Raw genomic sequence first — 11,433 nt, 5'->3', positions numbered from 1 at the left:
GTTGCCCGTTCGCCCCGCCCGAGCAGCACCTGCGGCTCCTGCGCGAGCGGCCCGTCACCAAGGTCAAGCTGCCGACCGGCCGCGAGGCGTGGGTGACCACGCGCTATGAGGACATCAAGAAGGTGCTGAGCGATCCGCGCTTCAGCGCGAACCGCCGTCACCCCGCCGCGCCGCGCCTGGTCAAGGACCAGGTCGATCAGCCCGCCACGTCCCCGCTGCCGAAGATGATGCTGGAGATGGACCCGCCCGAGCACGGGCCCGTCCGGCGGGCGGTGGTCGGCGAGTTCACGCTGCGGCGCATCGCCGCTCTGCGGCCGCGCATCCAGCAGATCGTGGACGAGCACCTCGACGCCATGCTGGCCGGCCCGCGCCCGGCCGACCTGGTCGAGGCCGTCGCGCTGCCGGTGCCGTCGCTGGTGATCTGCGAGCTGCTCGGCGTGCCGTACGAGGACCACGACTTCTTCCAGGCCAACTCCGCGCAGCTGCTCAACCGGCGCGCCACCGAGCAGGAGCGCCTGGCACGCGGTGCTGTCGTTGGTCGGCTACCTCGACAAGCTGATCGCCGCCAAGGAGGAGCAGCCCACCGACGACCTGCTCGGCCGCCAGATCGTCAAGCAGCGCGAAAGCGGCCAGGTGGATCGCGGGGCGCTGCTCAGCACGGCGTTCCTGCTGCTCATCGGCGGCCACGAGACCACCGCCAACATGATCTCGCTGGGCACGTACCTGATGCTCACCGAGCACCCCGAGGCGGCGCAGGCGCTGCGCGAGCACCCCGAGAAGGCCGAGTGGGCCGTGGAGGAGCTGCTGCGTTACTTCACCATCGCCGAGTTCGCGATGGCGCGGGTGGCGCTCGAGGACGTCGAGGTGGGCGGCACCGTCATCCCGGCCGGGTCGGGTGTGCTCATGCTGGCCAACGCCGGTGACCGCGACCCCGAGGTGTTCGAGGACCCCGAGCGCTTCGACATCGAGCGCGGCGCCCGCAACCACCTCGCCTTCGGCTACGGCGCCCATCAGTGCCTGGGCCAGAACCTCGCGCGGGCGGAGCTGGAGATCTTCTTCGCCACGCTGTTCCATAAGGTCCCGACGCTGAAGCTGGCCGTGCCCGCCGAGCAGCTGTCGTTCAAGGAGGAGGCCGCCGTCTACGGCATGCACGAGCTGCCCGTCACCTGGTGAGCTTCCAGCTCGCCTGCCGCGTCACGACGCCGGTGCGGGGCGAGAGCTCGCCTTCGAGGCGAGCGGCGAGCGTGGCGGGGTGGGTGAGCTGCGGGTAGTGGCCGGCGCCGTCGATCGTGGTCACGGGAACGTCCACCGCGACGGCCAGCGGGTCGTCCGAGCCCACCACGATCTCCACGGGCACCTCGACCCGCTCGAGGAGGCGGCGCAGCTCGTCGCGCTGGGAGTGGCCCGCGCGCAGGGCGGCCACCACGTTGCGGGCGCGGCCGGGGCGTGCCAGGTCGGCCAGGTCGCCCTCGGGCACGCCCAGCATCGCCGCCAGGCGGGCCCTCGGCAGGCGGCGCAGCAGCGGCACCGCCGCCCACGACCGCGACAGCCGGGGGCCGGGCCGCTGCAGGAACGCCGGTGCCACCAGCACCAGCCGGGAGATCGCGTGGGGATGCGCGGCGGCGTAACGCAGCGCGGGGCCGCAGGCGAACGAGTGCGCGACCAGCACAGGACGCCTCCGCACCGGCCGGAGCAGCCCGCTCATCCACACATCCAGCGTCTCCTCCGGCGGGAGAGGCTCCTCCGCCGGAGGGCCCGATCGGCCCTGGCCCGGCAGGTCGGCGGCCAGGGCCGGGGCGCCGAGGCGGTCGGTGACCTGCCGCCAGGAGCCGGCATCCAGAGGCAGGCCGTGCAGCAGCACGTAGCCGGGGTGCTCCCGCTCGCCGATCACCCAGGTGCGTACGCCCGCCACGTCCTGGTAGCCGTACGGGCCGCTGGGGGCGGGCGCGGCGCCGAAGCGGGCGGCCACCAGGTCGTCGGCCCAGCTCGTCAGCGCGTCCTCGATGGGCGGCGGGCTGAGCCCGGCCCGCTCGGCGAACGCCCGCGCGGGCCCCGTGTCGTAACGGTCGGGCGACAGGAACGACAGCGTCTCGGGATCCACGCCGATCAGCGCCCGGGGCAGCCGCCGCAGCAGCCCGACCGGGATCGAGTGCCGGGGCGCGCGCACGCCCATGTGCCGGGCCAGCAGCGCGATCAGGTCCGGCAGGACGGGCGTGCGGTCGTCGAGGATCCAGTACGCCCGGCCCGCGGTCTCCTCATGCTCGGGCAGCCGGGTCATGAACGCCGCCAGGTAGCGCACGTCCACGACCGGCACGAACACCTCACGACCCCCGGGCACGGCGGGAAGGCGGCCGTGCCACAGGTCCGACACCATCGACGCCAGCCCGAGGAACTGGCCGGGCCCGATGGCGGTGGAGGGGTTGGCGATGGTGAGCGGGATGCCGCGTTCGGCGGCGCGGGCCCTGATCGCCGTGTCGCCCTCCTTCTTCGACGCCTCGTACGCGCCCTCGCGCCGGTAGTCGGGCTGCTCGCCCCCGGGTCCCGGGCTGACGCGGTAGCCGCTGATGTGCACGACCCGCCGCAGGCCGGCCCGTTCGGCGGCCCAGTCGAGGACGTTGAGCGCACCGGTCACGTTGGCCGCCCGCGCCTCCTCCACGCTCAGCCCGAACGCGAAGCGGGCCGCGCAGTTGTAAACGTCGCGCACGCCGTCCAGGCCGGTGGGCGGCAGGCCGAGGCCGGACGTGGTGATGTCGGCGCGTACGACGCTGAGCCCGCCGAGCGGCACGCCCTCGCCGTCCAGCCAGGAGGTGAGCCTGTCGGGGTTCCCGCGTACGGCGGCGGCCACCCGGTTGCCGCGGCGCAGCAGCTCGGCCACCACGGCACGCCCGATGAACCCGGCGGCGCCGAAGACGATGGAGTCGGGGGAGTCTGATGACATGAGCGGGCTCCTCAAGAGGCGGTGAGCAGGACCGCGGCCCGGCGGGCCACGGTGTCGAGCGACCGGCGGTCGCGCCGCGCTCTGGCGAGCAGCAGCGCGCCCTCGATCAGGGCGAGCACGGTCGTGGCGGCGCCCTCGGGGTCGGGGTGCCCGTCGGCGGCGAGCCGGTCGGACAGGATGCGCTCCCAGGAGTCGTAGACCTCGGCGCACACCTGCTGAAGCACGTCGTGGGTGGCGGCCAGCTCCAGCGCGACGGTGGCGACCGGGCAGCCCTTGCGCCACCCGGACGACTCAAGGCGGTCTCCGAGCATCGTGATCAGGCCCGTGACCAGGGCCGTCGTGTCAGGTGCCGTGGTGGCGAGCTGGTGCGCCGCGTCCGCGATCTCCCGTCCGGCGCGTCGCAGCGCCTCGGCGATCAGCTCGTCCTTGCCACCGGGGAAGTGGAAGTAGAGCGAGCCTCTGGGCATGCCGCTGGCTGCGATCACCTGGTTGAGCCCGGCGCCGAAGTAGCCGCCGGCCTCGATCAGCTCCTGGGCGGTGTCGAGCAGTCGTGCGCGCGTCTCCGCGCCCTTACGTCCCATGCCTCAAAAAATAGACCGGTCTACATATTCTGGCAATCGAACAAGGGACGAGGTGTAGTCAGCCGGGCCTCTGTGGGGCCTGAGGAGGCTGGGGGCGCTGGCGCCTCGGGCCGCCGGTGGGCCGGTGGCCCGTTTCAGCGCGTGGCGCCTCGGAGGACCGGTGAGCCGGTGGCTCGCGTTCAGCACGCGGTATCTCGGGCCGCCGGTGGGCCGGTGGCTCGCGTTCAGCGCGTGCTGGGGAAGGGCTGACCTGACGCCAGCCGTTCGATGAGGCCGGCGACGGCCTTCTCGCCGCCGTTGGCCGTCACCCACCGGTGCACCTGGCAGGCGGCGTCGGCGTACGTCTGAGGATCGGCCGACGCCGCGCGCAGCCAGCCGTCGAGCGTGTCCGGCAGAGCCCCGCGGGGCGCGCGCAGGCAGCGCTCCCCGGCCGGGGCGAGGTAGCGGGGATCGTCGCTGACCAGGACCGCCAGGCCCTCGTCGAACCACTGCGGGACGCCGGCGCCGTCGAGGCGGGCGTGCAGCTCCACATGGGTCAGCTCGTGTGAGGCGATCACCGGATCGACGCCGCGCGGGGACAGCATGACCGACCGGTTGAGCACGGCGATGCCGCGTTCACCGCCGCCGCCGATCCTGCGGTAACAGCCATCGGTCAGGCACACCAGGACGTCGGGGGCGGTCACCCGGCCGCCGAAGAAGGCGCGAACCCGCTCGTTCGCCTGCGCGACGGCCTCGGTCACGCGCCGTCGCTCGGCCGGGGCCAGACCCGGCTCGGCGTAGACGCCGGGCGCGATCCGTTCCAGGCCGTAACAGCCCGGACATGTGGTGGCCGCGACGGACGGGAAGGCGATCGCGGTCACCGCCACGGCCGCGGCGAGCACCACCGCGACCGCCGCACCCGCGATCCACCAGAATCTGCGGCGGCGCGTCACAGGCATGCGAACCTCCTCACCGCCGGCGCGCGGCGTCGAGATGCGGTGCCCGCCGGGTGTGGTGGTCCAGCAGGCGGGTGAGCAGGTCCACGAACTGGTCGCGCTCCGCGGCGGCCGGCAGGGCGAGCAGCTCGTCGTGGAGGTCGCCGAGGACCCGTCGGCGCAGCCGCTCCGGCGTCTTCGTCCCGCCGGAGTGCAGCGTGTCGGTCGCTTCGGCTCCGCCGCTCATGGCGCTGATCATAACGGGTTGCGTCAGTCGGCCTGACGATCGCCGGCCTGCTCGCCCGCTTCGCGCTCCTGCTCGCCCGCTTCGCGCTCCTGCTCGACGAGAAGCGCCGGCAGCACACGGGCACCGTCTTCGCCGGCGACGTGACCGTGCACTCGCCCCGCTGAGGCGAGCTGCGCGCGCCGGCGGGGCGCCCCCTTCGCCCCTGCGACAGCGCTTCACCGCCACGAAGACGCCGGAGGGCCGGCGGCCGCGCGAGATGCGGATCACGCCCGCATGGACACGCCCCCGGGTGATCGGGTCAGGAGGTGGCGCGCCAGGTGAGGGAGAGGCCGGTGGCGGCGCGTTCGGTACGGATCTCCATCATGCTGCCCAGGATCGTGGCGTGGTCGGACACCACGGGCGTGCCGTCGAGCGTGTGGGTGACGCGGGTGCTGAGCAGCACCGGGCTGCCCTCCGGCTCGCGCAGGCGGCGGGCGGCGGCGCCGCCGAGCAGGCCAGGCCGCACCACCTCGGACGCGCGGGCGACCGCCACCCCGGCGTCGGCGAGCGCGGTGTAGAGCGAGACCTCGGTGAAGTCGCGGTCGCGGATGCGGTCGCCCACCGGGCGGCGTACCCACGAGACCTGGTGGACGGCCGGACGCCCGGCGAACTCGCGCACCCGCTCAAGGCGCAGCGCGCTCTCGCCGGGCGGCAGCCGCAGCTCGGCGGCGACGCGGGCGGGCGCACGGCGCACGGCCCGGCCGACCACCACGGTCCGCACATCGTGGCCCTGCGTGCGCAGGTCGTCGGCCAGGCTGCGCAGCGAGTCGAGCTGGTACGCCAGGTGCGGCGGCGAGACGAACGTGCCCTTGCCGGGCCGCTGCACGATCAGCCGTTCGTCGCTGAGCTGCCGCAGCGCCTGGCGCAGCGTCATGAGCGTGACCCCGTAGGAGGCGCTCAGCTCGCGCTGCGGCGGCAGCGCCTCGCCGGGGGCGTAGTGGCCGGACCGGATCTTCGCGGCGAGGTCGGCGGCGATGGCGCGGTATCTCGCCTCGTGCCCGGCGTCGGCGGTCATCGTGGTGGGTCACACTCCTGGTCGAGGGCCTGCCGCAGGGTCGTGACGAAGGCCCGCAGGTCGTCCGGTGCCGCCCCGTCGAGCACGCGCCGCATGACGGCGGCGCCGACCACCACGCCGTCGGCGTGCCGGCGGGCTTCGCGGGCCTGATCCGGGGTGGAGATGCCGAATCCTAGCAAGACCGGCAGGTCGGTGACGTTCTTGAGGCGGGCGGCGAGCCGTGCCGCCGACCCGGCGAGCGCGGCCCGCTCGCCGGTGATGCCCATGACCGAGACCGCGTAGACGAACCCGCGGCTGCGGGCGCCGATCTCCGCCAGCCGGGCGTCCGGTGTCGTGGGCGAGGCCAGCAGGGCGGGTTCGACGTCGTACGCGGCCGCCGCCTCCATCAGCTCGTCCGCCTCGTGCACCGGCAGGTCGGGCACGATGAGCCCGGTGACGCCCGCCCGGCGCAGCGCGGCGCAGAACGCCTCGGGGCCGTCGTGCAGCACGAGGTTGTAGTAGGTGCTCGCGATCAGCGGCACGCCCAGGTCCGGCAGCGCGGACAGGTCGGCGAGGATGCCGCGGGTGCTCGCGCCCCTGCTGAGGGCCTCCTGGCTCGCCTGCTGGATGGTGGGGCCGTCGAGCGTGGGGTCGGAGAACGGCAGGCCGACCTCGATGGCGTCGGCTCCCGCGGCGGCGAACGCGTGCAGGTAGCCGGTCCAGCCGGGGGTGATGCCGGCGGTGACGTACGGCATGAGCAGGCCGCGCCCGGCGTCGCGGCGGGCCCGCAGGTGGCGCTCGACCGCGCCCATGGTCAGGACCGAGTCGTTCACAGCAGCTCCTTCAACGTCGCCATGTCCTTGTCGCCGCGGCCGGACAGCGTCATCAGCACCGTCGATCCGGCCCGCAGCTCGCCGTCGCCCGCCGCGCGGATGATCCAGGCGAGGGCGTGCGCGGACTCCAGCGCCGGCAGGATGCCCTCGGTGCGGGCCAGCCGTACGGCGGCGGCGACCGCCTCCTCGTCGGTCACCGTGACGTAGCGGGCCCGGCCCAGGTCGCGCAGGTGGGCGTGCTCGGGGCCGACGCCGGGATAGTCGAGCCCGGCGGCGATGGAGTGCGCCTCGACGATCTGCCCGTCGCCGTCCTGGAGGAACAGCGAGCGGGCCCCGTGCAGCACGCCGAGCCGGCCTCTGGCGGCTCCCGCCCCGCCCTCGGCCTCGACGCCGACCAGCCGGGCGGAGGTGTCGGCGAACCCGGCGAACGTGCCCGCCGCGTTGGAGCCGCCGCCGACGCAGGCCACCACGTGGTCGGGCACTCCGGCGGGCAGCGCGGCGGCGCACTGGGCGCGGGCCTCGTCGCCGATGACCCGCTGCAGTTCCCTGACCATCCACGGGTACGGGTCGGGCCCGACGACCGAGCCGATGCAGTAGTGGGAGTCTCCGGTGGTGCTCACCCAGTGGCGCATGGCCTCGCTGGTGGCGTCCTTGAGCGTCCGGCTGCCGGTGCTCACCGGCACCACGTCGGCGCCCAGGACGCGCATGCGGAAGACGTTCAGCTCCTGGCGTTCGATGTCGCGTGCGCCCATGAACACCGTGGCCTGCAGCCCGAGCAGCGCGGCGGCGGTCGCGGTGGCCACGCCGTGCTGGCCCGCGCCGGTTTCGGCGATCAGCCTGGCCTTGCCCATGCGCTTGGCGAGCAGGGCCTGCCCCAGCACGTTGTTGATCTTGTGGGAGCCGGTGTGGGTGAGGTCCTCGCGCTTGAGGTAGAGCCGCACGCCCAGCTCCTCCGACAGGCGGGCGGCCGGGGTGAGCGGGGTGGGCCGGCTCGCGTGCACGGCCAGCAGGTCCGCCAGGGCCGCGCGGAAGCCGGGGTCGGTCCAGGCGGCGCGGAACGCCTCGCCCACCTGGTGGCAGGCCTGCACCAGGGATTCGGGTGCGTATCTGCCGCCGTAGGCGCCGAATCTGCCCAGGTCGCGGGGCTCGGCCATCGTCGCGCCCGGCGGGGCTGGGTCTGTCCAAGGCAGCACGTCGTACATGCCGGCCTCCCTCTCTCGTTCTATAACTCTTCCTCAGAGTTCTATAACAGTGAGTGTGGCATGGACAGCGCGGGAACACCACCGCCGGGGCTGATATGATGATCGTGAACGCGTGAGCCTTCTCGGCCGGATATCCGTCCGCTGCCGAGGAGGCTTTTTTCGTGCCCGAAAATGGGCGTTCGACTGACATGTGATGAGGATCGACATGACTTCTGCGGCGAGTGCGGGCACGTGGCGGCTCGGCGACCTGACCGTCAACCGCATCGGCTTCGGCGCGATGCGCCTGCCCGGGCGGGTCGCCTTCGGCTCCGACAAGCGCGACCCCAAGCAGGCCATCGCCGTGCTCCGGCGGGCGATCGAGCTCGGCGTGAACCACATCGACACCGCGGCCTTCTACTTCACCGGCGACCTGGCGGCCAACGACCTGATCGCGCGGGCGCTGGCCCCGTACCCCGACGACCTGGTCATCGCCACCAAGGTCTGGCCGGGCCGCAGCCGCGTGACCGGCGACTGGTGGTGGGCCAAGCCCGCGCAGCTGCGCGAGCAGGTGGAGCAGAACCTGCGGACGCTCGGCCGCGACCGGCTCGACGTGGTGAACCTGCGCGTGCCCGGCAGCAGGCGGAACGGCTCCATCGCCGAGCACTTCGGCGCGCTGGCCGAGCTGCGCGACGCCGGGCTCATCCGGCACCTGGGCGTCTCCAACGTCACGACAGCGCAGCTCGCCGAGGCGCAGGCGATCGCGCCGGTGGTGTGCGTGCAGAACGCCTTCGGCATCGGCTCTCCGGCCGAGGAGCGTGAGCTGCTGCGCGCCTGCGGCGAGCAGGGCATCGCGTACGTGCCGTTCTTCGCGATCGCCGGGACCGGCCGCGAGTCGGGAGCGGTGACCGGCGAGCACGAGGCGGTGGAGGAGATCGCCCGCGCCCACGGCGCCTCACCCGCGCAGGTCCGCCTGGCCTGGACGCTCGCCCAGGGCCACAACGTGCTCGCCATCCCCGGCACCGGCGACCTCGGCCACCTGGCCGAGAACGTGGCGGCGGGCGAGCTGCGGCTCTCCGGCGCCGACCTCGCCCGGCTGAACGCGCTCGGCGGCTAGCTCGACGGCCGGCGCTGCCGGTGGTGCTCTCCCTCGCCCCCTTCGGCGAGCGTCACGTCCGGCGCGGGAGGAGTCCCGCGCCCTCGGCCGGCGTCAGCGGGGCAGGCGGGCGCCGATGAGGCGGATCGCGCGGCGGACCACTTCGGCCTGGGCCGGGGCCAGGCCGTCCAGGAACGGCTCGACCGCTTCGGCCCTCCAGCCGTCCACCGCGTGGTCGGCCAGCACGTGCTCCAGACTGAACGCGGCCAGCTCCTCGGCCATCGGCGCCACCCGCGGGTCGTCGGGATCGGCGCCGGCCAGCTCGTCGAGCCTGCGGTAGAAGTCGTGCCCGCGCGCCGCCAGCTCGGGGTCGGCGGTCAGCGCGTCGAGCGCGGCGAACGTCCGCCGCCCGTCCGGCGCGCGTGAGACGCTGTCGACGAGCATGAGCAGGTCGCGGTCCCAGGCCGCCGACGGCGAGGCCGGCACGTCGATGGCCTTGAGGAACGACACCAGGTCGGGCGATGCGGTGTCGTCGGGGCTGAGCGTGCCGTCCTCGACCCGGCTCAGCACCTCGGCGAGCCTGGCCCGCCGCAGGCGGATGTCGCGTTCCTGCGCGGCCAGGTCGGCGTCGATCTCGGCGAGGATCTCGGGCAGCTCCCTGGAGCGCTCCTCGGCCATGACGTCGCGGATCTCGTCGAGGCTGAGCCCCAGCCCCACCAGCCGGCGTACGCGGGCCAGGGCGATGGCGTCGCGCATGCCGTACTCGCGGTAGCCGTTGGCCAGGCGCGGCGGCTCCGGCAGGACGCCCTGGTGGTGGTAATGGCGCACGGTACGGGTGGACACCCCGAGCAGCGCGGCCAGCTCTCCGATCCGCATGTGCCCAGTTAAGACGTTGACGCCGCGTCAAGGTCAAGCCGCCGGGGAAAAGCGGTGGACCGGGCGGTCGCCGGGCTTGTACCGTACCGGCGACCGTGACACGGCCCGAGGAGGTGACAGACCCATGAACGCTGTAGCGAAGTGGGCGCTCCGCCCTCGCGCCACGGTCAGGCGAGCGACGTAGGTGCCGCCGGGAGCGCCCCACCCCGGCACTCCCGTCGAAAGGCACCGAAAATGCACTCTTCTCCGAAGTCCGTCGAGCCCTCGCACGCCGAACCCGCCGATCCGCCGTACGACGTGGTCATCGCCGGTTGCGGGCCCACGGGCGCCATGCTGGCCGCCGAGCTGCGGCTGCACGGCGTACGGGTCCTCGTCGCCGAGCGCGAGAGCGAGCCTGGGCCGATGGTCCGCATCGTCGGCCTGCACATCCGCAGCCTGGAGCTGATGGCGATGCGCGGGCTGCTCGACCGCCTGCTCCCGCACGGCAGGCGGCGTCCTGCGGCGGGCTTCTTCGCCGCCATCCCCAAGCCCGCGCCCGAGGGCCTCGACACCCCGTACGCGTACGTCCTGGGCATGCCGCAACCAGTCATCAACCGCCTGCTCGAAGAGCGCGCCGCCGAGCTGGGCGCGCAGGTCATTCCCGGCCGCGCGGTGACCGGCTTCGAGCAGGACGCCGAGGGGGTGACCGTCGAGCTGACCGGCGGCGAGCGGCTGCGCGCCCGCTACCTCATCGGCTGCGACGGCGCCCGCAGCACGGTGCGCAAGCGGCTCGGCGTCGGCTTCCCCGGCGAGCCCGCGCGCAACGACACGCTCATGGGCGAGATGGAGGCGAGCGCGCCGCAGGAGGAGATCGCCGCCGTGGCCTCCGCCGTCGCCGCCCGCCAGTGGCCGTTCTGGATCAGGCCGTTCAACGGCGGCAGGACCTACAGCGTCGTCGTCCCCGCGGGCGGCGTGGCCGACCGCTCGCGCCCGCCCACGCTGGACGACTTCCGGCAGCGGCTGCGCGCCGTCGCCGGCACCGACTTCGGCGTGCACTCTCCGCGCTGGCTGTCCCGCTTCGGCGACGCCACCCGGCTGGCCGAGCGCTATCGGGTCGGGCGGGTGCTGCTGGCCGGGGACGCGGCCCACATCCATCCGCCCTTCGGCGGGCAGGGGCTCAACCTCGGCATCCAGGACGCGGTCAACCTCGGCTGGAAACTGGCGGCGCAGGTGCGCGGCTGGGCGCCGGACACGCTGCTCGACACCTACCACGCCGAACGCCACCCGGTCGCCGCCGACGTCCTCGACAACACCCGCGCCCAGGCCGTCCTGGCGTCCCCGGAGGCGGGGCCGCGCGCGGTGCGGCGGCTGCTCGCCGAGCTGATGGACATCGACGAGGTGAACCGCCGCCTCATCGAGAAGATCACCGCGATCGCCGTCCGCTACGACTTCGGCGCGGGTCCCGACCTGCTCGGCCGTCGCATGCCCGACGTCGGGCTGACGCGGTGCCGCCTGTACGACCTGCTGCGCGGTGGGCGCGGCCTGCTGCTCGACCGTACGGGACGCCTCACCGCAGGCGGCTGGTCGGACCGCGTCGATCAGCTCACCGATCCCGGCGCGGCGGTGGACGTACCGGGTGTGCTGCTCCGTCCTGACGGCCACGTGGCCTGGATCGGCGACGACCAGCGCGACCTCGATGAACACCTGGCCCGCTGGTTCGGCGAGCCCGCCGGCGAGTCGCGGGCGGGGAGCGGCGCT

Annotated in this window: 11 protein-coding genes and 1 pseudogene; 3 read left to right on the top strand and 9 right to left on the bottom strand. The window is 74.0% G+C overall.

The genetic code is table 11. The features are described from left to right. Positions 1-196: 196 nt before the first annotated feature. On the bottom strand, positions 197-490 hold the full coding sequence (locus tag ACFMQL_RS34460) for a hypothetical protein (protein ID WP_378788959.1): 294 nt from the start codon (positions 488-490) through the stop codon (positions 197-199). 35 nt (positions 491-525) lie between these two features. On the opposite strand from ACFMQL_RS34460, the gene ACFMQL_RS34455 reads away from it, so the two are divergent. Further along, on the top strand, positions 526-1,173 hold the full coding sequence (locus ACFMQL_RS34455; protein ID WP_378788957.1) for a cytochrome P450: 648 nt from the start codon (positions 526-528) through the stop codon (positions 1,171-1,173). On the opposite strand, the gene ACFMQL_RS34450 is transcribed toward ACFMQL_RS34455, so the two are convergent. The 7 genes from ACFMQL_RS34450 to trpB all read right to left on the bottom strand — a co-directional run bounded on the left by ACFMQL_RS34450 (position 1,163) and on the right by trpB (position 7,748). Next, complete coding sequence (locus tag ACFMQL_RS34450; protein ID WP_378788956.1) at positions 1,163-2,938, bottom strand: alpha/beta fold hydrolase; 1,776 nt, start codon at positions 2,936-2,938, stop codon at positions 1,163-1,165. The genes ACFMQL_RS34455 and ACFMQL_RS34450 overlap by 11 nt on opposite strands. Positions 2,939-2,949: 11 nt before the next feature. Next, positions 2,950-3,519 (bottom strand): TetR/AcrR family transcriptional regulator, encoded by a 570-nt coding sequence (locus ACFMQL_RS34445; RefSeq protein ID WP_378788954.1) that lies wholly within the window; start codon positions 3,517-3,519, stop codon positions 2,950-2,952. A 224-nt stretch (positions 3,520-3,743) separates the two neighbouring features. Continuing rightward, the gene (locus ACFMQL_RS34440) at positions 3,744-4,457 is read right to left on the bottom strand and encodes a hypothetical protein (protein ID WP_378788952.1); all 714 of its coding nucleotides are present in this window, start codon (positions 4,455-4,457) and stop codon (positions 3,744-3,746) included. 10 nt (positions 4,458-4,467) lie between these two features. After that, positions 4,468-4,680, bottom strand: coding sequence for a hypothetical protein (locus tag ACFMQL_RS34435; protein WP_364051192.1), 213 nt, complete (start codon positions 4,678-4,680; stop codon positions 4,468-4,470). A gap of 298 nt (positions 4,681-4,978) precedes the next feature. Continuing rightward, positions 4,979-5,734, bottom strand: coding sequence for a GntR family transcriptional regulator (locus ACFMQL_RS34430; protein WP_378788950.1), 756 nt, complete (start codon positions 5,732-5,734; stop codon positions 4,979-4,981). Next, positions 5,731-6,546: a tryptophan synthase subunit alpha gene (gene trpA, locus ACFMQL_RS34425; RefSeq protein WP_364051198.1), complete on the bottom strand. Its 816-nt coding sequence runs from the start codon at positions 6,544-6,546 to the stop codon at positions 5,731-5,733. The genes ACFMQL_RS34430 and trpA overlap by 4 nt, the downstream gene beginning before the upstream one ends. Then, on the bottom strand, positions 6,543-7,748 hold the full coding sequence (gene trpB / locus ACFMQL_RS34420) for a tryptophan synthase subunit beta (protein WP_378788949.1): 1,206 nt from the start codon (positions 7,746-7,748) through the stop codon (positions 6,543-6,545). The genes trpA and trpB overlap by 4 nt, the downstream gene beginning before the upstream one ends. 205 nt (positions 7,749-7,953) lie before the next feature. On the opposite strand from trpB, the gene ACFMQL_RS34415 reads away from it, so the two are divergent. Further along, positions 7,954-8,841, top strand: coding sequence for an oxidoreductase (locus tag ACFMQL_RS34415; protein ID WP_378788947.1), 888 nt, complete (start codon positions 7,954-7,956; stop codon positions 8,839-8,841). Between the two features lie 93 nt (positions 8,842-8,934). Here ACFMQL_RS34415 and ACFMQL_RS34410 read toward each other — a convergent pair whose 3' ends face one another. Then, positions 8,935-9,696, bottom strand: coding sequence for a MerR family transcriptional regulator (locus ACFMQL_RS34410; protein WP_364051204.1), 762 nt, complete (start codon positions 9,694-9,696; stop codon positions 8,935-8,937). A 234-nt stretch (positions 9,697-9,930) separates the two neighbouring features. On the opposite strand from ACFMQL_RS34410, the pseudogene ACFMQL_RS34405 reads away from it, so the two are divergent. Next, positions 9,931-11,406: pseudogene (locus ACFMQL_RS34405) on the top strand (FAD-dependent monooxygenase); the annotation flags it as partial. Positions 11,407-11,433: the final 27 nt, after the last annotated feature.

Origin of the sequence: Nonomuraea fastidiosa (assembly GCF_042751225.1) — a bacterium.
Classification (GTDB): domain Bacteria; phylum Actinomycetota; class Actinomycetes; order Streptosporangiales; family Streptosporangiaceae; genus Nonomuraea; species Nonomuraea fastidiosa.
This window is presented reverse-complemented; position numbering and strand designations above follow the sequence as displayed.